Here is a 22,596-nt window from a genome sequence, read left to right as displayed (position 1 = left end):
CAAGAAATAAAACGGTTTACTATATGAAATCGAGCATGTTACAAGCAACACACGGAGGGATTATTATCCAGAATGCGACCTGCCTGCCGCAGGCAGGGATTCCATCCCGTATCCTTTGTCACGGGACAAGTTATGACCTCTAAAAAACAAAATATAAACATATGAAAAATCTATTACTGTTATTAGGACTACTGCTTATGGCGGAATATGCCAACGCACAGGTAGGGGTAGGCGCTGCGATGCCAAACCCATCCTCACAACTCGATGTGTTGGCTTCCGATAAAGGAATGCTTGTCCCCCGGGTGGCATTGAACGGCTCTACTGACGCGAATACCATATCTAATGGCAATGTCAATAGTCTATTAGTCTTCAACACGGCTACTGTTGAGGATGTTACGCCAGGCTATTATTATTGGTATAATGATAGGTGGCTTAGGATGGTGAATTCCGGAGAGATAGGCAACGCCATCGATCTTCCGGACAATATTATGGTATACAATATTACATCCAACGAGTTCACTTATCTCGATAGTGAGGGGAACACACAAAACATAAATTTAGGAGAAATTGTCCGGTTAAATGAAACCATTACCACATTGGTGGACAATGGAGATGGTACCATCTCATATACCAATGAAGCAGGGGTTTTAGTAACAATAGAGTTAGCACAGGGCCCCGCCGGCGCAGATGGTGCAAATGGACTTTCTGCTTATGAGATCTGGATAAACGAAGGAAATACAGGTACAGAACAAGAGTTCTTGGATGGCCTTCAGGGCGAGCAAGGACTTCAAGGCGAACAAGGCCTAACAGGTGCAGATGGAATAAATGGTCTTGATGGAGTGGACGGTGCTGATGGAGCAAATGGACTTTCCGCTTATGAGATTTGGATCAACGAAGGAAATACAGGCACAGAACAGGAATTTATAGACTCACTTGAGGGTGCACAAGGTGTTCAGGGAGAGCAGGGTATCCAAGGCGAACAAGGTCCTGCAGGTGCTGATGGAATAAATGGTATTGATGGAACAAACGGAGTTGATGGAGCTGACGGCGCAGATGGAGCGAATGGTCTTTCTGCTTATGAGATCTGGTTGAACGAAGGCAATACGGGCACGGAGCAGGAATTTATAGACTCTCTTGAGGGAGCGCAAGGAGAACAGGGAGTTCAGGGAGAGCAGGGTATCCAAGGTGAACAAGGTCCAGCCGGTGCCGATGGAATAAATGGTGTTGACGGAGCTCAAGGCCCAGCAGGAGCTGATGGTATAAACGGTACAAACGGTGTTGACGGAGTAGATGGAGCAAACGGTCTTTCTGCTTATGAGATCTGGTTGAACGAAGGCAATGCGGGTACAGAACAGGAATTTATCGACTCTCTTGAAGGAGCCCAAGGCCCAGCAGGAGCTGATGGAATAAACGGTGTTGACGGAGCTCAAGGTCCAGCAGGTGCCGATGGAATAAACGGTATTGATGGTGCTGATGGAGCGAATGGTCTTTCTGCATATGAGATCTGGATAAACGAAGGCAATACTGGAACGGAACAGGAATTTATAGACTCTCTTGAAGGAGCCCAAGGCCCAGCAGGAGCCGATGGAATAAACGGTGTAGACGGAGCAGATGGAGCTCAAGGTCCCGCAGGAGCTGATGGTATAAACGGTACAAATGGTGTTGACGGAGTAGATGGAGCAAATGGTCTTTCCGCTTATGAGATCTGGTTGAACGAAGGCAATACCGGAACGGAACAGGAATTTATCGACTCTCTTGAAGGAGCCCAAGGCCCAGCAGGAGCTGATGGTATAAACGGTACAAATGGTGTTGACGGAGTAGATGGAGCAAATGGTCTTTCCGCTTATGAGATCTGGTTGAACGAAGGCAATACCGGAACGGAACAGGAATTTATCGACTCTCTTGAGGGAGCCCAAGGAGAACAGGGAATTCAGGGAGAGCAAGGTATCCAAGGCGAACAAGGCCCCGCCGGTGCCGATGGAATAAACGGTATTGACGGAGCTCAAGGTCCAGCAGGAGCTGATGGTATAAACGGTACAAACGGTGTTGATGGAGCAGATGGAGCAAACGGTCTTTCTGCTTACGAGATCTGGATAAACGAAGGCAATACGGGAACGGAACAGGAATTTATAGACTCTCTTGAGGGAGCGCAAGGTGATCAGGGAATTCAGGGAGAGCAAGGTTTCCAAGGTGAGCAAGGACTCCAAGGTGAGCAAGGTATTCAGGGCGAACAAGGCCCAGCAGGTCTTGATGGAACAAATGGAATTGACGGAACCAACGGTGTTGATGGAGCGGACGGCGCAGACGGAGCAAATGGTCTTTCTGCTTATGAGATCTGGTTGAACGAAGGCAATGCGGGTACAGAACAGGAATTTATTGACTCTCTTGAGGGAGCCCAAGGAGAACAGGGACTTCAGGGAGAGCAAGGTATTCAGGGAGAACAGGGCCCCGCCGGTGCAGATGGAATAAACGGTATTGATGGAGCAGATGGAGCGAATGGTCTTTCTGCTTATGAAATCTGGATAAACGAAGGAAATACAGGCACGGAACAGGAATTTATCGACTCTCTTGAAGGAGCCCAAGGTCCTGCCGGTGCCGATGGAATAAACGGTGTTGATGGAGTGGACGGAGTAGATGGAGCTCAAGGTCCCGCAGGAGCTGATGGTATAAACGGTACAAACGGTATTGATGGAGCAGATGGAGCAAATGGTCTTTCCGCTTATGAGATCTGGATAAACGAAGGCAATACGGGTACGGAGCAGGAATTTATCGACTCCCTTGAAGGAGCCCAAGGTCCAGCCGGTGCCGATGGAATAAATGGTGTTGACGGAGCTCAGGGTCCCGCCGGTGCCGATGGAATAAACGGTATTGATGGAGCAGACGGAGCGAATGGTCTTTCTGCTTATGAAATCTGGATAAACGAAGGAAATACGGGAACGGAGCAGGAATTTATAGACTCCCTTGAGGGGGCGCAAGGTCCCGCCGGTGCCGATGGAATAAATGGTGTTGACGGAGCTCAGGGTCCAGCAGGAGCTGATGGAATAAACGGTATTGATGGAGCAGACGGAGCGAATGGTCTTTCTGCTTATGAAATCTGGATAAACGAAGGAAATACGGGAACGGAGCAGGAATTTATAGACTCCCTTGAGGGGGCGCAAGGTCCCGCCGGTGCCGATGGAATAAATGGTGTTGACGGAGCTCAGGGTCCAGCAGGAGCTGATGGAATAAACGGTATTGATGGAGCAGACGGAGCGAACGGTCTTTCTGCTTATGAAATCTGGATAAACGAAGGAAATACAGGCACGGAACAGGAATTTATAGACTCCCTTGAGGGAGCCCAAGGTCCTGCAGGTCTTGATGGAACAAATGGAATTGACGGAGCTCAGGGTCCAGCCGGTGCAGATGGAATAAACGGTATAGATGGAGCAGATGGAGCAAATGGTCTTTCCGCTTATGAAATCTGGATAAACGAAGGAAATACAGGCACGGAACAGGAATTTATAGACTCTCTTGAGGGGGCGCAAGGTCCCGCCGGTGCCGATGGAATAAACGGTGTTGACGGAACTCAGGGTCCAGCCGGTGCCGATGGAATAAACGGTATTGATGGAGCAGACGGAGCGAACGGTCTTTCTGCTTATGAAATCTGGATAAACGAAGGAAATACAGGCACGGAACAGGAATTTATCGACTCTCTTGAAGGAGCCCAAGGTCCTGCCGGTGCCGATGGAATAAATGGTGTTGATGGAGTGGACGGAGTAGATGGAGCTCAAGGTCCCGCAGGAGCTGATGGTATAAACGGTACAAACGGTGTTGACGGAGTAGATGGAGCAAATGGTCTTTCCGCTTATGTGATTTGGTTGAACGAAGGAAATGCGGGCACGGAACAGGAATTTATAGACTCTCTTGAAGGAGCCCAAGGTCCTGCAGGTCTTGATGGAACAAATGGAATTGACGGAGCTCAAGGTCCTCAGGGTGAACAAGGACCTGCTGGTTTGGATGGATCGACCATCGTAACAGCTGGAACAGATATCACAGTAACTGGCGACGGAACCCCAGGTGATCCCTACGTGATTAACTCTACTGTTGATTTTGTTGAAACCAACACTGCTTTAGCGTTTGACGTCGATACAAATATTCTAACCTATACCAACGAGGAAGTTGATAACGCTCCGATAGACTTGTCAACACTTGCCGTGGAGCCTTGGTTAAATCAGGCCGATGGTGAAAAAGCTACTGCCAATACCCAAGATATCTACCAAATGGGTAAGGTCGGTATTGGTACTGATAATATGCTTGGCACAACCAATCCTGATGTAGTACTGGCGATAAACGGGTCTATGTTGACTACAGTCTCTATTTATGCGGATTATGTATTTGAAGATTACTTTGAAGGCTCGTCAGCATTAAAATCGGATTATGCATTCAAATCATTGGGTGAAGTGGAAGAATTTATAAACGAAAACCGCCACTTACCCGGTATTGCCAAAATAGATGCTTTGGTCAAAAATAACAAAGGAGACTATGTGATCAATGCTTCTGAGCTTTCTGTGCAAGTACTGGAAAAAGTAGAAGAACTGTACCTGCACACGATAGAACAACAGCGCCTACTGGAAGCCAGGGAAGCAGAGATCAGAGATCTTCGTGAGCGGATCGAACGCTTGGAAAAGCTGTTACTGAAAGAATAATACATTCTATTGGGCAGGGCACAGATGCAATTGGCAGATCGTGCCTGCATTGAAGCCTTGCCCATTTTTAATATTTATTCTGCAACTATCCAACTAGCTCAATATGATGAAAGAACATAAGATGAAATGTAAAGGATTGTGTTTAGGGATGATGTTTTTCCTATTCGCGACTTTTTCCAATGCCCAAACAGGGATAGGTACCCCAACCCCCAATCCCGATGCCTCCCTGGAATTGGGAGCATCTGACAAGGGATTGCTCCTGAACAGGGTGGCTTTGACCGGAACTGCCGATCCGGCACCATTGTCCGCCCATGTGACTGGGATGACCGTGTACAACATTGCTACGGCCGGAGACGTGACTCCAGGGTATTATTATAACAATGGAACAGAATGGGTTCGCATAGGGAACCCCGATGAAGAACCTTTTCGCAATGTTTCGGATGGCTCGGCGGCTACGGATGCCTCTACTGATATTTATTATCAGGGAGGTAATGTGGGGATAGGGGCTCCAGTACCTTCAGTATCGATACCTATTTCTAAGCTGCATGTAACAGGTGGAAGGATTCATAATTATTTACAGGATGATTATGGAGGTGTATGGAGTTGGACTTCCTCTGATAATGTGCTGTTACATTCATCATTTATAACCTTCAGATCCAGGGGAACCCTCGACGCACCAGAATTTCCGATAAATAATGATATTTTAGGGCAGTTGTCTTTTAGGACTGCTACCAGATCTACTGGTTCGACAATTATAGGTCGTACCACAGAAAATCACAGTAATACTGAGCTTGGTTCGAAATTGACGTTCCATACGATACCTAATGGAAATATTGAAATTTTCGAAAGAATGGTTATAGACCAAAACGGATATGTGGGTATTGGTAATACTGCACCAACATACCCACTTCATGTTTCAGGACCAGGTGCCTCCCATGTTTCCGGACAGAGGATTTATGCACACAATACGACTGGCGCCACTTGGATTCAAAATACTGATCCAGTTAATGACGTCAGAATTTTTTCGGAAGGATGGATCGGCACCGAAACAGGTTTTATTGCCTATTCCGATGCCCGCATTAAAAATATTATTGGAACTAGTGATAGCCAAAAGGATTTGGAAACCCTTTCCCAAATAGATATTACTGACTATACCAAAATAGATAAAATAAAAGATTCCCGTCAGTATAAAAAAGTGATAGCCCAACAGGTTGAACAGGTATATCCGCAGGCAGTTACCAACACTACTGATTATATTCCCAATGTATATGAAACAGCGATTTCGGTAGTCAATACCAGTGGTATCACCACCTTGACAGTTAGAAAAGCACATGGCTTTACCACTGGAGATAAGGCCAGATTAGAAACGGTCGAAAAGGGTCCCGAAAATTTTCTAGTGACTGTGGTAGATGCCCATCGGTTTACAGTAGCACATAATTTCAATACAGATAAGGTGTTTGTATATGGAAAACAAGTAAATGATTTCAAAGCGGTGGATTATGAAGCGATAGCTATGCTCAATGTATCCGCTACCCAGGAACTGGCAAAACAGGTGGAAGTACTAAAAAAAGCACTGGTTGAAAAAGAAGAAAGAATAGGTCTTTTAGAAGCGCAGGCAGAAGAATTAAAGGAGCTTAGAGCAGAAATAGCGAGTATAAGGGGATTATTGCATTCGTCTTCTGCAATGCAGGGAACAAGCAGTAAATAATAAAGATAATGGATTGTCTTGCATTTCCTTTCCTATGAAAAGTTTAATCACTTAGGAGCTTAGATATTAAACATTAAGTGTTCAACAACAGATCTATCAAAATTAAATAACTATGAAAAAATATCTTTACAGTATTGTTCTATTGCTAGTCTGCAATATAGCAACAGCTCAGGTCGGTATAAATACCACGGAGCCAAAAGCAACCCTTGAAATCACAGCAAAAACTACTGATGGCAGCAGTCCCGAAGGTATCCTTCTGCCCAGACTTACAGGTGACCAGATTCAATCAGCAGATGCTGAGTATGGTGCAGATCAGATAGGAACTTTAATCTATGCTACGGATGCAGTAACTGTGGTCAGTACAAAAACAGCTAATATTACGGCGGCAGGATATTATTTTTTTGACGGAAACATCTGGCAGAAAGTAGGCAAAGATGCAATAAACTATACAGCGGGAAACGGACTTACTTTAACAGGTACGGAAACGGAATTGGGAGGTACACTCAATAAGAGTACGATTGTTGCACAGGGGGATTTTCCGCTTGCCTTTACTTCATCTGCTACCAACGGCTTTTCAGTTGACGGTACCACGTTGTCAGTAGATGCTGCCAACAACAGAGTGGGTATAGGTACAGCAACTCCTACGGTTCCTCTGGAAATCAACAACGGTACAACAGCTGGTGCCCTTAAGATTGTGGACGGTACGCAGGGGCTAGGTAAAGTTCTGGGCAGTGATGCTGACGGTGTCGCTAGCTGGTCCACCACGGTGATGACCGCATTTGCCGATGATTGGACTCCAGCTTCTGGAACTCTAGTAAATCCTTTTACTGAAAATACTGGTGGGAATGCACTAAATACAGGACTGACTGTGGTCATCCCTGAAAAAGGATGGTATTTTTTCCGTTGTGGTCTAACAATTCAATCAGATTGTAATGATTATGTTTTTTATATTGATGGAATTGGAGCTGCATGGTGGACATATTGTAATTCAGCAAGTAATCAATTGATGTCTCCTCGGGACCAGAATCGGGTACTCTATTTTTCCACTCCGGGAACATATACTGTCTATGCAGGGAAAACTAACGGAGTTGTTCCAGCCTTTAATATAGGTAACCCTTCTTTTTACCTTGATTTCGTAAAGTTCCAGAACTAGCAGCTGAAGAAGGTAGGTAATAAGTGGTCGGCTTTAATTCTTCTTTGCTAGGGAGACAAATGATAAATGGTACTAAAACCCACCAAATTGTTAAATTTTGTGGGTTTTTTCTTATAATTTCTTTACAGATTTACTCCCATCAGCAAGCTCCATTTAACGCGGTTCTGCCTACCTTAGACAGGTCTTTTGACTAATGCTAACCTTTGATTCAAACCCTCGAAGGTTTTTAATTTTTCACTGCAAAGCTGAAAGAAGACAAAGCGTTAAGAAATGATTCGCTACAGAGAAACATTTTAAACTTAGGCCAGTCCCGACAATTGTCGGGAGTAAGGCTGGTAAATTTATTCTAGGACAAGACAGCCTGTCCCGAGACCAACGGGAATCGGAAAGAGGGAGGGGATGAGGTAGAACAGCCAACTTTTACCACCCATCCGGGCTTAAATCCGGAAACCATTAAACACCTTTTGATTCTGACAATAGAGACAAGAACTTGCCTCACTACAACCCAACTAGATCAGGACAAATCATTGATGGATCTGAGGAGCCTTATGTAACTGTTACTTTTTACATATGTAATATTCTTTGTTGACGGCAACAGGCATCTGTCTTTTAAAAATATAATGAAAAAACAGATCAATTCGGATAGTCAGTTGATGATCGTTTTATAATCCTCCATTTATCACTCTCTGCTGAATAAAATAGGGGGTTTTTATCCATCAAACTTTTATCTTAGGAAATCCATCACTCGATATGATTTTTAAATATCCTTACCCAAAATGACATTTTCTATTCTTGACATTAAAAGTAGCCTCGATCAAGCCTACCGTTTGATCATGCCCCTGCGCCAGGACCTGGACCGTTTTAAGGCTAATTTAAAGCAGCTGATAGCTCAAATCAACGAAAAAGAGTCTGAGGAACATGTGAAAATCTTCCTCATGGATTTTTTGAAGAATACATTTTATCATCCTGATTACCTGGTGGCGACCAAAGAAAAAGCTGATTTTGTAATCCATCTCGATAAGACTTCCAGTTCACCTGTTGGAGTGCTGTTCGAAGTAAAGAAACCTGCAAACAAAGCAGAAATGGTTACGCGGGAAAATCTAAACACCCGCGCCATGCATGAACTCATTCTTTATTTCCTTAGAGAACGGGTGAATAATAAAAATTACTCCCTGACAAATTTGATAATTACAAACATCTACGAATGGTTTGTATTTGATGCAGCGCTGTTTGAGAAAATATTTACCACAAACACTAGATTGCAAAAGGCTTATAAAGAATGGGATGCGGGGCAATCGATCAGCTCTAAGACAGACCTGTTCTACAATGAGATTGCCAAGCCTTTTTTACAGGAACTGGACAAGGAAATTGCTTTTACGCATTTTGACTTAAGGGATTACCTGAAGATTATTGAGGCAGAAGGAGATCGGAATGACAAAAAACTCATTCCTCTTTACAAATTCTTCACGCCAGTCCATTTCTTAAAATTGCCATTTGTCAGTGATAGCAATACATTAGATAAGGGTTTTTTTGCCGAGCTGCTTCATATCGTAGGACTGGAAGAGACAAAGGAGCAATCCAAGAAAATAATCAGAAGACTTCCTTTGGAGAATAGTGAAAGAGGCTCTTTGCTGGAAAATACGATTAGTCTACTTCAGCTCGAAGGAACATGGAGGTCTGTATCTTCTATCGAGCAGTATGGTAAGAATAATGAGGAAAGAATTTTCAACATTGCGTTATCGCTGTGTCTTACGTGGATAAATAGAATCTTATTCCTAAAGCTTTTGGAAGCTCAGTTGTTGAGGTACCATCAAGAAAACAAAGAGTTTAGATTCTTGAATTTCCGTACCATTCCCAACTTTGATGAACTGTATAAGTTGTTCTTTCAGGTGCTTGCATTGCAGGCATCAGATCGATCCGAATTTGTTCAGGGTAAGTTTTCGCACATCCCGTATTTGAACAGTTCTCTTTTCGAGATATCAGAACTGGAAAAAGAAACCCTCCGCATCAATGCGTTGGATGACAATCTTAAAATGAAGACTTTTAAGTCCTCAATCTTGAAAAAGAGAATCAAGAATTTTGAAGAGGAGCTGAATCCTCTGGAGTATCTTTTTTCATTCTTGGATGCGTATGATTTTTCTTCGGTAGGTAAAGAAGACGTTCAGGAGGAGAATAAATCCATTATCAATGCAGCAGTCCTTGGGCTTGTTTTCGAAAAGATCAATGGCTACAGGGATGGGGCTATCTACACACCGGGTGCCATCACCATGTATATGTGTAAGGAGACGATCCGTAGGGCAGTGCTTAAAAAATTCAATGACGCTTATTCATGGGATATAGATAATCTGGATGATTTGAATAATTACATCGGGAATAAAAGAAAGACCACGGATATTCTCGAATACAATAAGTTACTGGATAGTATTAAAATAATTGATCCTGCAGTGGGATCAGGCCACTTCTTGGTTTCTAGTCTGAATGAGCTGATTCTGATCAAAGCCGAATTGGGGATTTTGGCAGATAGCTCGGGTAGGGTAATCTCAGATATTCAGGTCACGATAGCCAATGACGAGCTTATTCTTCTCCGAAGAAATACTCAGGATTTCTTTGACTATCAGGTTAAAAAGGATTCATCGGGAAATTGGAAGATTGATCCGGATTCGCAGAGAATCCAGGAGACTATTTTTAATGAGAAGCGGAGGATCATAGAAGGATGTTTGTTTGGAGTTGATATTAACCCCAATTCTGCAAAAATATGCCGGCTAAGACTATGGATTGAGCTACTGAAGAATGCCTATTATAAAGTGGCAACCGACGGAGAGCAGAGCAAAATCCTTGAACTGGAAACCCTGCCTAATATAGACATCAACATTAAATCCGGCAATTCACTTTTGTCTAAATATCCGCTTAATGAAGACCTGTCTGAGGTGTTCAGAAAGCAGAATTTTAGTGTAGCCATCTACCAAGATGCAGTGGAAAGCTATAAGAACACCCCGAATAAAGAAGCGAAGGAGGACTTAAAGCAATTTATCAGAAAAATCAAGGAGCAGTTCAGAGAGTCGGTTAGCCGAAGAGATCCAAAGCGTAAACGGTTGGCGGAGTTCCGCGGGCAGCTGTCCTTACTTCAGAATAACTTTGATTTATTTGGTCAGAAAAAAAGCCAAAAAGACGTAAAGTCAGAGTCCAAAAAATGGGAAGCCAAAATCGCTAAGATCGAGGCGGAAATCAACGAAATCGAAAGCAATGCAATCTATAAGAATGCCTTTGAGTGGAGGATTGAATTTCCTGAGGTCTTGGACTCAAAAGGAGATTTCGAAGGCTTTGAGGTCGTCATTGGTAATCCACCTTATATCCAGCTCCAGAAGATGGGAGAGGATGCCGATGTGCTTCAAAAAATGGGTTTCGAGACCTATGTTCGCACGGGGGATATCTATTCGCTCTTTTATGAGCTGGGTATGAATATTCTGAAGCCCGGTTATTATCTGGGTTTTATTACCTCCAACAAGTGGATGCGGGCAAGTTACGGGCAGAGTCTGAGGAAGTTCTTTTTGGAGAAAACCAACCCGCTGCAGCTGATTGATTTTGGTGGGTATCAGGTCTTTGCCTCAGCTACTGTGGACACGAATATACTGATAGCACAGAAGGAAGTTTTTTCGGGTTCAGTACAAACCTGCCTGATCAATAAATCTATCGGGAGCTTGGAAAAAATGAGCGTTTTTATCGGGCAGAACTCATCCGTACAAAAATCATTTTCTGAAGGTGCTGGATGGGTGATCCTCTCTCCTATAGAAGAACGAATAAAACAAAAGATAGAAAATGCTGGCACCCCTTTGAAAGATTGGGATGTATCCATTTATAGGGGTATCCTCACCGGATACAATGAAGCCTTCATTATTGATCAGCAAACGCGTGATCGGCTGGTGCAGGCTTCAGCTAAAAATGCTGAAATTATTCGTCCGATTATTAGAGGCAGGGATATTCAAAGATATGTGGGGAATTCGAGCAACCTCTATTTGATCGTAACCCATAATGGGTATACAAGTCCAACTGGGATGCAGGTTCCTAAAGTTAACATTGAGGATTATCCAGAAATTAAAGAGCATCTCAACCAATTTTCTCAAAAAATTATAGCAAGAACTGATCAAGGTAGTACACCTTATAACCTGCGAAGCTGTATTTATATGGAGTCTTTTTCATGGCCTAAAATTGTTTGGGGTGAAATTTCTGACAAATCAAAATTTGCGTATATAGATGGTGAAATGTATGTTGAAGCTACCTCATTTTTAATGACTGGTGATCGATTACTATTTTTATTGGGTATGCTAAACTCAAAATTGTTAGAATGGTACTTTAATCTAATCGGAACAGCGACTGGCGTTGGTACAAACCGATGGAAAAAGTATACCATTGAACAACTTCCAATTTACTTTCCCTCTCCAAATCAAAAGGATTCTTTTGAAGAGTTAGTGGAGAAAGCGATAGAAAATCCTAACAAAAACATCATTGATAAAATCGACAAAACTGCCTATAAAATGTATGGGCTTGTTGATGAGGAAATTGAGTACTTTAAGGCATAAAGCTATTGGGATGAACTTTAAAACATGAGAATTAAAGGAATTTGCATAGATTTTATTCTTGATTGTTTAAAAAATAACTCTCTTCATCGGTGAAATTGCAGATATTATATATTTCTTGATTAATCAATGCTTCTAAATTTAATGTGTCGTGTCCAATTATTCTTTGCTCAATTATCTGGTTAGTAAAAGAGATAATTTTATCTTTTATAAGCTTATCAGCAGTTGGAATTTTAAATTCCGCAACGAATTGAAGAAATAATCTGTACTGCCTTTTTTGTAATACAGTGACATTAGTCTTAACAATAAATTTACCCAATTTCGAATTTAATACGCCCAATATATATTTAAGATTAAATTCATCACCAACCATAAAATATGAAGTGTTTAATGTGAAAACTTCATTTCTTGCATATGAAAAGGCAGGAAATTTATACCCCTCTAGGTCATTATCAGTCATAATGTCAATATAAATAAGTTTTTCTTTGCTAAATTCTTCTAGATAGTCACAAGCTCTAAGTTCCCACCAATATTTACCTTGATCATCTCTTTTAAAAAGACCTTTTCCTTTAAACTTGATTTTAGAACTCGCAATAAAATGATCGTATACTACTGAAAAAGATTGTTTTATGAAGTCTTCAGGATCAGAATTCCCACGATTTGCGTCAGTCCAGCCAAACGGAATAATAATAATCCATTCTTTATGCATTTTAGATACATATTGTTTTATGTGCTTGCCTCTTAAAATCGGACGTATAATCTCATCAGCTTTAGGGCATTTTTCTACTAATTCATCCCTCTTCTTTTGATCAATGATAAAAGCTTCGTTAAAGCCTGTTTTGATACCATAGTTGATCTGCACATCCCAATCCTTAAGAGGTGTGCCAGCCTCTTCGATTTTGGCTTTTATCCTAGCTTCAATCTCTGAAAGTATGACCCAGCCTGAGGTAGAAGAGAAGGCTGATTGAGGCACACTATTCTGCCCGATAAAAACGCTCCTTATCTCTTATCAAAAATACCTAGGATTATAGGCCTTAAATCCCTTATTGCCCGCTTTCTGATTACTTATTATTTACTATTAAACCGATCACTATGATTTATGGGTACATCCGCGTCAGTACGGATAAGCAAACAACAGAAAATCAGTCTTTTGAGATTCTGAATTTCGCAAAAACAAAAGGGCTGGAAATCGATGAATGGATGGAAGAAACCATTTCATCCACCAAAAAGATGGAAGTAAGGAAATTCGGGAAGTTGCTCAAAAAAATGAAAAAGGGGGATACATTAATTGTGTCAGAGCTCTCAAGGATGGGTAGGAATTTGATGCAGATAATGAAGATTCTACACGATTGCATGGAAACGGACATCATGGTTTACACAGTCAAAGAGAAATATGAACTCGGTAATAACATCAACTCAAAGGTGCTCGCATTTGCATTTGGCTTGTCGGCGGAGATTGAGCGCAACCTCATCTCCCAGCGTACCAAAGAAGCATTGGCCCGTAGGAAAGCTGAAGGCCAGATACTGGGCCGTCCCAAAGGGAGCAAGTCCAAATCCCTAAAACTTACAGGGAAAGAAGAGAAAATCAGACGGTACCTAGATAAGAAGGTTTCCTACAGTGCCATAGCCAGACTGATGGGGGTGAATCGCATGACGGTAGCGAGTTTTGTAAAGGACAAAATGGACTAAGAATAATGCCCCAGCGTCCTAAAACGCTGGGGTTGTATCAACTACAGTTAGTAGGATTTACAAATCAATTAGTTATATTCTATCCTTAATTTTTAATTCTTAATAAAATGCCCGAATATCCACATCTGCTGTATTCAAAAAGTCCTGAGAAAACCAATGGTTTTAAAAGAACAAGAGGTCGCGACACTAAGAAAGAAGAGCAGAAACCAGAGCCAGCTCCTCCAATTTCGGAAGAGAAAAAACGATTTCTTGCAGCAAAACTAAACGCTTATAATTCAGCAGTGGCTGAAAGAGTAACAAAAAAGACGCTCCCTATTCCTGCGCATATAGACCTTATTCAGATTGATTTTTATGTCACGTTTGATAAGGAACTGCAAAACCACTTTTTCAGAAACTACGGCTTGTATCCCATAGATCTATCCCACTTCAACAAAAACGTTCTATTCAGTATAGGAAATAAGAAGCTGTTTAAAAATTTCTTCACAGATATAGATATAATTAGCAAGCTCAAACAGGGGGAGGATCATCGAAAGGAATCTTTCTCCAGACTTGCATTGATCAGCGATTTCTTTCTTTTGGACGATACGCATAGAAAAGGTGTGCTTTCAGGGCAGGAAGGTTATGTTTTGACTATTTGCGATATTTTAGAATATGCTGAAGCAAGAGAGCAGTTGAATTACTTAACCGATTATCTGAAGTCTGAGGGTGTGGAAGTAACCAGCACTCAGGAAGCTAATCTCTTTTTTCTTAAAAATGGCTTTTCTGGATTGGATAAGATCTTGGCTGAGAACTTTGATATTATCAGACTGATCACTTCTGCCCGAGTTCCGGTGATAAAACCTGGGACAGTAGCTACTCCTGTCCGAAGTTATGGATTTAAAGTATCTGTTGAAGAGGACTTGCCTATTGTATGCGTGGTAGATACGGGGATTCAAGCTCAGGTGGAACCGCTCACAGAGCTTATGACGAATATTACTATTGACCACACCGGAACAGCTGCTCTTTGGGATGAAGTTGGTCATGGCACCGCAGTAGCAGGTTTGATAGCTTTTGGGACTGATTTTTATGACTATTCAATTGAGGAAATTCCGGCTAAGGCTAGGTTGGCAGTGCTCAAGGTTATTCATGAACAAAATGATGACCTGAATGTAGTAGCCTTGATCAGGGATATTAGAGAGCTTTATCTTAGTTATGACATCAGAATCTTTAATATTTCCTTAAATCTTCCAGGCTCAAAGCCTTACAATGGAGCTATCGGTAAATTTGCTTTTGAGTTGGATAAACTGGCCTATGAACTGGATATTCTTGTCATCAATTCAATAGGTAATTATAAAATCGAGGATATTGATACTATGCTACTGCTTGGAGACTTGGATATAAACACCCATTATCCTAGCTTTTTTTATAAAACCAATCCAGAGATTGAAGGGCATTCCTGTGATTTCACCAATCTTCAGGAACCTTCAGAATCTATGAACAATCTTTCTGTAGGGGCACTTGCAGGTAATTTTGAAACTGAAATAACGGATGGGATTACACCTGCGAAAGAATACCCTGCCATTTATTCCAGGAAATCACACTGGGATGCAACTGCGCTAATAAATGGCAAAAAACTAAAAGACACTCAACGCAATAAATATCTTTTCAAACCTGACTTAGTATTCGAGGGAGGGGATTATGTGAGCTTAGAAGCTGGAATGGAAGTGCTCTCCAGTCCACAGGGTAGGTCTCCCTACTTTGCTAGAATGGCGGGAACCAGCTTGGCTACACCCCTTATCACATCTATGGTCGCCCAGCTGGTAAAGGAATACCCAGCCCTTAAAATGACTTCCATAAAAGCATTACTGATAAATTCTGCTGAATCACCCGCTGGAAAAAAGCCACCGCATTTTAATTCAGCAGATACTAAAAAGTTGTTCCATAAACTGACAGGACACGGCAGACCAAATCCTGACCGGTTCATGGAAAGTAATGAGGACTCCATCACTTTTGTCATAGAGGATTCCATCAAGTTTGATGGTTTTTATTCTTTCGATCTGAGATTTCCTGATTGGGTATTGTCCACCAGTAATAAAATTGAGTTAACTGCTACGCTGGTATACAAATTCCTTCCCATACCCAATAATCATTTAGCCTACCTGCCGCTTCATATCTCCTTTGGAATATTTAAACCAAGGGAAATTTCCACCCTTTCTCAGGATGAATTGAAAAACTATATTCTAAAAAAAGGTGAAAGCTGGTCAGAAGACCATTTTGGGGTGGAGGACAGGGTGTTTTCCAATGTTCAGAAAGTTTGCTTTAGCATCTCCCCTCATCACTTCGATGCGGATAACCCTTGTGTGGCCATTGCAATGCGGTGTTATGGAAAGTCAACTATCCCCCAAGCTGACTTTAGACATTTGAGGGAATCAGCACATCCATTTTCTCTTGTGGTAGGATTACGGGAAATCCCCAGAACAAAGAAGTCCAAACTTTCGGGATCGCTTTACAATGACATCGAAGCATTGAACGAACTACAGGCAATCGCAGATCTGGAGGCAGGATCTTCGGTGGAGGGAGGGATTTAAGCCTTTCCTGTGCTTAGTAAAGCAGCCTTTTCGGCGTCAATCAGCTTTTCCCAGATAGCCTTGTCTATCGTCACTTTGGCAGGAACCAGATCGGTCTCTAGTTTATAGAGACTGCGTTTCATGGCAGAGATCAGCGTCTTTTGGATACTGTAATAGGATAAGCCTTTGGCCTTTTGGATCAGCTTCTTCACACCTGCTTTACTGCCAAGGGAAAATACTCCCCTTTTCAGTGTCAACTGGATAAGTTCCTCGATTTCTTCTTCACCGGGAATTTCAAAACCCACCTGTGTATCAAATCTCCTCACGAGTGCATCATCCAGCATGCCTACCTGATTGGTGGCAGCGATTACAATGGTAGACTGCGGGAGATAGTCGAATAGCTGCAGGATGGTATTGACCACCCGCTTCATTTCTCCATGGTCTTGGCTATAGTCCCGTACTTTGCCCAGAGAATCAAACTCATCCAGAAACAAAATGCAATCCCCAGATGCTGCTTTTTTAAAAATCTTAGCAAGATTTTTACTGGTTTCCCCGAGTTTGGAAGATACTATCGCTCCCAGATTGACTACCAAAAGAATTTTCTCCAATTCTCCAGCTATGACATACGAGGCCAGTGTTTTACCACAGCCTGAAGGACCATAGAAAAGAATCTTGTGCGCCACCGGGAGATCCAATGCCTGTAGGAGTGATTTTTTGCGGTGTTCCAGGATAAAATGATCCAGAGATTCTTTTACCTGTGCATTGCTGATCAGATCCGTTAGTCTATAGTCCGAAGTCACCTGATCCAAGATCAAGTCATCCACAGCTTTTTGTCCGGGAGTCTCAAAGCGGATTCCGGAACTGACCTTCGATCCTCCGGCTGGGGAATGTTGACGTATGGCATCTTTCAGGATAGACTGCAGCTGTATGGCCAGATTGGTTTTCTTGCTTTTTCGGGCATGTTCGATCAGATCCTGAAGAGAATCCTTCAGCTTCTCCTGGTCATTTTCCAGCCCAAACCGGGCAATTTCTTTGATGTAGTCGAACTGTGTCAATTCCTAAGGGATTATCGAATTCCTATGTAAATAACATATAAATATTGTATTTACAAATTACGTACTATACGAAGGAATAATTGCCTCTTCGTAGTAAAAAAGAAGTCAGAACGCCCCTTACAGGCAGAAATTGACAATTTTCATACGATCTAACATGATGAGCATCTGTCAATAGAAGTATTTACATTTATTTTGATCCCAGACAACTTTTGGATTAAAGATGAATAAGCGTAATATCTGAAAGTCCTATGATAAGGGATTAGTTTTGATCAATTCTATGACTTAGGAAAATTGTGAATTGGAATTTTTCATTATTCTTGTAATATCCTGTTATTAGATGATAACCAGCTAACTTTTATAGCATCCTTCTGGGCTTAAATTCAAAAACCAATTTGTCTGCCCTTTATGAGGGCTATGAATAGGTTTCTGAATATTAAGTTCCAAAAAAAAACTCATTATGGCGTTAACTGTCCAAATCAAAGGATAAAAGCCATTTTATGGCGAAATAGATAAGCACTCATTAATAAACAGATCGACACAGAATAATATTGTGAGCAAAACAGAACCAAAACAAACAGATGGGCAAAGCTTAGGCGACATCGGAGAAAAAACCGTTCAGCTTATATTGACAAAATACAAGTGGACTGCGGATATTATTAAAAGTGATTTTGGAGAGGATATTGATTGCAATGTTTTCATTAACAACACCAGGACTAACTATTATTTACGTTGTCAAGTGAAATCAACTACTAAAGACAGTGAATATGTCAAGCAGCTAAAAAATGGAGATTATAGTGTTTCAATTAGCTCTGGATTATTGAAAGCATGGCTATCCAGTTACTTTCCTGTTTTCTTGGTTGTTTATGAAGAAGACTCCGATTTATGCTATTGGACAAATCCAATAAAACAGATTCTTGAAAACCCATCAAAACTTGAAAAGGACTATCCATCTGTTAGAGTTTCAAAAGATAACTTACTAAATAACGAATCTAGAGAGGCGATATTAAATGAGGTAAAACTATTCTATCATAAGATTCAACGATTGGATGAAGCAACTATCTCTTGTAAGGTTACACCATTGCTAATGCCTAATTATCGAGTTGTCCCGTTTCATCATTTTTCTGAATACATTTACAATGAGAGTCAATTAATGGCTGAAATAGCAGGTGATTTCATAGAATTGCTACCTTCATGGATGACAATATTAAAGAGGCTTGACCCTTCAAGTGCATTGCCATCAATAAAGTTTAGTTCAACCAAAATAGATTTAGATGAATTTTTGACTCTTCTGCAACAAAAATTAAAGAACTTCCATTATAAAACGAAAGATAATGAGTGGATCTCATTCATTGTTAGTCCAATTGAAATACAATCAAATAATTCGTCTTGGTTTAACGAGCTTACTTATTGGACTTCCTATTCTAGGATTGGAGGAAAGTTAGTTAATGATACAGAGTATAATTTCGAAGCTCCAACTGGCTTTCTTGGACAAGTAAGTCGGAGAGCAAGAAGCTGGGACTTTTATCAATATGTAAATCCAAAGAAAGATATTGCTATTCAGTTTTTTAGTTGTTATGAAGTCACCCCTTCAATTCGAAATATTGATAAAGTACATAGTCAAAATATCAAGGGACAATTGATTCTTTGGGAGTGTAAGAAGGAAGATTTAGAAGAGGTGGCAAACCAAGTTACTAGTATTGAATTAGCGATAAAATTGATTGATGATAGCAATGAACTTTGTTTAATAGCAATTACAAATCCCATGTTTGACCCATTTATCGGACTGTATAGTGTGGCAATGGATTGGGATAGTTTTGAAAATGGTAGTGTGAGAAATAAGTTGGAAAAGAATGAGTTTATAAGTATTATTCCTGGACATGAATATACAGGGGAGATGCCAGATTTTTTAAAGGAAGTATTGAATAGATATGATGATAAGAAATACACAAAGGCATTAGTAACCGAGATGGAATATATCGCTGGATATCCACTAATGCATGATGAGAGAGGAATTCAAGTTTCTAGATTTCAAATGATTCAACCAAGTAAAGCTTCCGAAATTGAATTAAAAGCAAAAAACATAAAGTCACACGTAAGAAAAAAGCATTTCCGAATAGATTTTGGATTAAAGGATGATTCAATGTGGCAAGTACCAATTTATGAATTAGCAATTTCTTGGTCTCCTGATTTGCTTAAATCCTCAAAAGATGATTTTATTGAAAACGAAGCAGAAATACTTAGAATCATGGATGAAATTCTACCAACAAAAAAAGATGATACAGCTCAACTTAAGAGCACATTTGAGATTCTACATATTGCAGGGGAAATTGGATTTGAAAAGTATAACGAGCTTTAACAGCACCTGCCCTAAAGTGGCGGTTCAGTGGTTAAATCCACCTTTGTGTTCTATAAAAGTTTTAGCTTGCTTGGTAGTGAGGTTACTAAATATACCAAGCCAAAACTATAAACTAATTACACAAACATAGATATCATCCTAGGTTTTATGACAAAAAATGAAGAGAAATATCTTTTTAAAATGTTTCAAGAAAAGTATGAGGATATTCCATCTGGAGTAGTTGAATTTGGGGATAAGCCTGATGTAATAGTTTTGCTTGATAATGGTCAAACAATCGGTATAGAACTGACTGAATGTATTTACGATGAAAAATTGATGAGTGAAAGTGAGTTTCAAATTAAGTTTAATAATAAGGTAATTGCTAAACTTAAAGGACTTATGCCATTTAGATTTATGCTAGATGTAGATATAGATACCAACATTCCATTAAAGCAGAATCAAATAGAATCAACAATACAAGAAATAGTGAATATTTGTATTATTGAATTCAGCAATCTTCAACCAAATGAATCCAGTAGTTTGGAGCAGTTAGACGTTGATTGGAATGAAGCGCCTAATTACTTCTATGATCATTTTTATAATCAAGGATATAGAAAGTTACCAAAAGGAATCTCAAGGATTTCAATGAGCAGGTTTGATGTACTCACAATGTCCCACCATCCAGAATCCAAGGGTGGTGTGGTCCCAGACTTTAAAGACGAAGATCTAAATCATATTTTATCTAAAAAAGAGAAGTCATTAAAGAACTATAAGGCTTGTACTCTTCAATGGTTGGTCATTGGTGAAGGGGGCGACTTTTATAGCTATAGGGACAAAATTGATATAAAGAAGGGCTTCAGTACATCTTTCGATAAGGTTTTCTTATATAGAAGGTGGGATTCGGAGGTAATAGAACTTAAATGATTCCCTATGGAGTTCGTTAATCCACTACTCACATTCTCTGCTTAGGGCTATTTAGAGCTTTTGGTCTTATCGTCTTTTCTGGTAAATTCTTTTGGAATATCTACACCTTCAAAGAATTTTTCAATCGTCATTTCATTGTAGCTATGAATAATTCGAATAAGCGTCGATATCTGAAGATCAGAATTTCCTTTCTCATATTTTCCATATTGGCTTCTATTGATTCCTTTGTCATAAGAAAAAATATCAGAGTTAGTATATCCTTCTAACTTCCGCAGATATTCCATTCTGTCTCCAATGGATTTAAGTAATTCTGCTTTTGGGGTCAATTTCTCTTCTTGATTTTCCATTGAGGCAATCACATAATTGCCATGAAAAATAATTACTCCTAATTAGGAGTATTTGATTAAATCCTCTATATTAGCTGTAGATAATTTAGAAAAATCTCGGATATATTATTCAAAAGGATAACTTTGATCAATATCCGAAATGATTTCTAAGCGTTCGCACTTAGTGTCTCAGAACTGAAAACGGCCAATTTTCTTAATGGAACGAGACAAAAGTGGGAATGCTCACGCCGTTGGCGTGGGCTACTCGCTTGCTTGTTCCAAGGTGCTTGGCCGTACCTCAGTTCTCGCAAGAAGGAGAGTCCACACCAATGGCTTTTTTTCTTGGGGACTATAGTAATAACCCAAGTATCATGGAACAGATGGTGATTTTTTCTGGATTAAGTTACTTCCCGGGATCAGTATTCCAGAAGAAGGATCTGTCTGCGCTTTTTTACATTGGGTCACATTGCTCATCACCTATTGCCTATTATTCATTACCAGAGGAACACGGCATCGCCGCGGTAGATCGCCTGTATCCCCTGAAGCCCAAGAATCCGATCTGAGGGTTTGATTTTTAAGACCGTGAAAGGGGAGGTGCACATCCCTGAGCAGATCGGTTACTACACACTCACGTCAGCAAGCTCACAGTAGCTGGTAGAGCTGACACCATTTAGTTATTAGTTATAACAATTGCTGGTTGGTCGATTAGGCCGAGGTGGAAAAACTATGTCTTGTGAGAATTATCAAGCCTGCCTGCCGTAGGTAGGTAGCAGGTATCAAGTAGCAAGAGGGTAGAGGTTAGAGTCAAGAGCCAAGAAGCTAGAGTCTTGAGTTTGTGATTCTACTTTCAGCTTTGAGCTTTGAGCTATGAGCTTTGAGCTTTCTGACTTCCCACTTCTGCTCACTGCGACTGAGATTGCTTCGTCGCTCTAAGGAGCTTCTACCGATGACGCTCATACTGCGACTGAGACTGTCTACTGACTCACTTCCGTCACTCGTACTGAGCGAAGTCGAAGTATCCGTCTCCAGTCTCCGGTCGGTGAGCTTGGTTACTGAGCCTGCCGAAGTACGTCGAACCGCCAGCATAAAACAAACATTAAAAGCTCATGAAATTAACACTACTCATTTGCTTAGTGGGACTGCTACGCCTTCCCACAAGCACTTCCACAGCACAAGTTGCTGATTCACCCGGGGCGGATTTTCTTCATAGATCTGGCCCCATCGTCTCCTTTCGTACAGGAGACACCCATCGGGGCGGGGAGACCCGCTCCGATACTCTGCCGGAGGGAATTGATTTGGTTTCTTACTCTGGCGACAAATGGCAGGAGAGCGAAAGCTCTTCTGCCTCAGTGGGGGAGGCCGCTCCGGTGCTGATTTATGGGGAGTTTATGGGATTGATTCCGGAAAAGGAAATCTATCTATACACTTGGCCTAGATACACCGGCAATGGATTTATCTATCAGGAATCTACCAGACAAGAAGTTTCCCTAGACAGACCTACCCTTCAGCGGGGAGGTGCAGGGGAAGTTCGCAGAATCTTTAACGCCAGCAGTCCTTCCTTCATGGATCCCTTTTATTTCTTACTCAGAGATGAAGACAGC

General features: G+C 41.1%; 13 protein-coding genes. 9 read left to right on the top strand and 4 right to left on the bottom strand.

Translation table 11 applies throughout. The features are described from left to right. The first annotated feature begins 161 nt into the window (after positions 1–161). The 4 genes from SYJ56_RS00065 to SYJ56_RS00050 all read left to right on the top strand — a co-directional run bounded on the left by SYJ56_RS00065 (position 162) and on the right by SYJ56_RS00050 (position 12,123). Complete coding sequence (locus tag SYJ56_RS00065; protein WP_323831294.1) at positions 162–4,685, top strand: hypothetical protein; 4,524 nt, start codon at positions 162–164, stop codon at positions 4,683–4,685. A gap of 103 nt (positions 4,686–4,788) precedes the next feature. Then, a complete protein-coding gene (locus SYJ56_RS00060) occupies positions 4,789–6,393 on the top strand; it encodes a tail fiber domain-containing protein (RefSeq protein ID WP_323831293.1) in 1,605 nt (534 codons plus the stop codon). 112 nt (positions 6,394–6,505) lie between these two features. After that, positions 6,506–7,546, top strand: coding sequence for a hypothetical protein (locus SYJ56_RS00055; RefSeq protein WP_323831291.1), 1,041 nt, complete (start codon positions 6,506–6,508; stop codon positions 7,544–7,546). A 776-nt stretch (positions 7,547–8,322) separates the two neighbouring features. Beyond that, a complete protein-coding gene (locus SYJ56_RS00050) occupies positions 8,323–12,123 on the top strand; it encodes a DUF7149 domain-containing protein (RefSeq protein ID WP_465038389.1) in 3,801 nt (1,266 codons plus the stop codon). Positions 12,124–12,175: 52 nt separating this feature from the next. Here SYJ56_RS00050 and SYJ56_RS00045 read toward each other — a convergent pair whose 3' ends face one another. Continuing rightward, on the bottom strand, positions 12,176–13,093 hold the full coding sequence (locus SYJ56_RS00045; RefSeq protein ID WP_323831288.1) for a TaqI-like C-terminal specificity domain-containing protein: 918 nt from the start codon (positions 13,091–13,093) through the stop codon (positions 12,176–12,178). Between the two features lie 119 nt (positions 13,094–13,212). On the opposite strand from SYJ56_RS00045, the gene SYJ56_RS00040 reads away from it, so the two are divergent. Both SYJ56_RS00040 and SYJ56_RS00035 read left to right on the top strand, forming a co-directional pair. Then, positions 13,213–13,809 carry a master DNA invertase Mpi family serine-type recombinase gene (locus tag SYJ56_RS00040; RefSeq protein WP_323831286.1) on the top strand — a complete coding sequence of 199 codons (597 nt, stop codon included), beginning with the start codon at positions 13,213–13,215 and terminating at the stop codon, positions 13,807–13,809. 107 nt (positions 13,810–13,916) lie between these two features. Then, positions 13,917–16,376 carry a S8 family peptidase gene (locus SYJ56_RS00035; protein WP_323831284.1) on the top strand — a complete coding sequence of 820 codons (2,460 nt, stop codon included), beginning with the start codon at positions 13,917–13,919 and terminating at the stop codon, positions 16,374–16,376. Here the strand turns inward: SYJ56_RS00035 and SYJ56_RS00030 are convergent. Then, the gene (locus tag SYJ56_RS00030) at positions 16,373–17,410 is read right to left on the bottom strand and encodes an AAA family ATPase (RefSeq protein WP_323831282.1); all 1,038 of its coding nucleotides are present in this window, start codon (positions 17,408–17,410) and stop codon (positions 16,373–16,375) included. The two genes, SYJ56_RS00035 and SYJ56_RS00030, sit on opposite strands and share 4 nt — an antisense overlap. Before the next feature lie 550 nt (positions 17,411–17,960). Here SYJ56_RS00030 and SYJ56_RS00025 point away from each other — a divergent pair. Both SYJ56_RS00025 and SYJ56_RS00020 read left to right on the top strand, forming a co-directional pair. Further along, positions 17,961–19,766 carry a DUF4365 domain-containing protein gene (locus SYJ56_RS00025; protein ID WP_323831280.1) on the top strand — a complete coding sequence of 602 codons (1,806 nt, stop codon included), beginning with the start codon at positions 17,961–17,963 and terminating at the stop codon, positions 19,764–19,766. 147 nt (positions 19,767–19,913) lie between these two features. Then, a complete protein-coding gene (locus SYJ56_RS00020; RefSeq protein ID WP_323831278.1) occupies positions 19,914–20,669 on the top strand; it encodes a hypothetical protein in 756 nt (251 codons plus the stop codon). 47 nt (positions 20,670–20,716) lie between these two features. Here SYJ56_RS00020 and SYJ56_RS00015 read toward each other — a convergent pair whose 3' ends face one another. After that, positions 20,717–21,016, bottom strand: coding sequence for a helix-turn-helix domain-containing protein (locus SYJ56_RS00015; RefSeq protein WP_323831276.1), 300 nt, complete (start codon positions 21,014–21,016; stop codon positions 20,717–20,719). A gap of 798 nt (positions 21,017–21,814) precedes the next feature. Next, positions 21,815–22,081, bottom strand: coding sequence for a hypothetical protein (locus SYJ56_RS00010; protein WP_323831275.1), 267 nt, complete (start codon positions 22,079–22,081; stop codon positions 21,815–21,817). A gap of 20 nt (positions 22,082–22,101) precedes the next feature. On the opposite strand from SYJ56_RS00010, the gene SYJ56_RS00005 reads away from it, so the two are divergent. Further along, positions 22,102–22,596, top strand: a 495-nt coding sequence (locus SYJ56_RS00005; protein WP_323831273.1) for a hypothetical protein, incomplete at its 3' end; no start/stop codon positions are given.

Origin of the sequence: Algoriphagus aurantiacus (assembly GCF_035156405.1) — a bacterium.
Lineage (GTDB): Bacteria > Bacteroidota > Bacteroidia > Cytophagales > Cyclobacteriaceae > Algoriphagus > Algoriphagus aurantiacus.
The sequence above is the reverse complement of the archived record's forward strand: the minus strand, read 5'-3'. Positions and strand labels throughout refer to the sequence as shown.

What these genes read in the sequence shown, in the direction of transcription:
- SYJ56_RS00065 (WP_323831294.1), top strand. Translation starts at nt 162, where the DNA reads ATGAAAAATCTATTACTGTTATTAGGACTACTGCTTATGGCGGAATAT.
- SYJ56_RS00060 (WP_323831293.1), top strand. Translation starts at nt 4,789, where the DNA reads ATGATGAAAGAACATAAGATGAAATGTAAAGGATTGTGTTTAGGGATG.
- SYJ56_RS00055 (WP_323831291.1), top strand. Translation starts at nt 6,506, where the DNA reads ATGAAAAAATATCTTTACAGTATTGTTCTATTGCTAGTCTGCAATATA.
- SYJ56_RS00050 (WP_465038389.1), top strand. Translation starts at nt 8,323, where the DNA reads ATGACATTTTCTATTCTTGACATTAAAAGTAGCCTCGATCAAGCCTAC.
- SYJ56_RS00040 (WP_323831286.1), top strand. Translation starts at nt 13,213, where the DNA reads ATGATTTATGGGTACATCCGCGTCAGTACGGATAAGCAAACAACAGAA.
- SYJ56_RS00035 (WP_323831284.1), top strand. Translation starts at nt 13,917, where the DNA reads ATGCCCGAATATCCACATCTGCTGTATTCAAAAAGTCCTGAGAAAACC.
- SYJ56_RS00020 (WP_323831278.1), top strand. Translation starts at nt 19,914, where the DNA reads ATGACAAAAAATGAAGAGAAATATCTTTTTAAAATGTTTCAAGAAAAG.
- SYJ56_RS00015 (WP_323831276.1), bottom strand. Translation starts at nt 21,016, where the DNA reads ATGGAAAATCAAGAAGAGAAATTGACCCCAAAAGCAGAATTACTTAAA.
- SYJ56_RS00010 (WP_323831275.1), bottom strand. Translation starts at nt 22,081, where the DNA reads ATGCTGGCGGTTCGACGTACTTCGGCAGGCTCAGTAACCAAGCTCACC.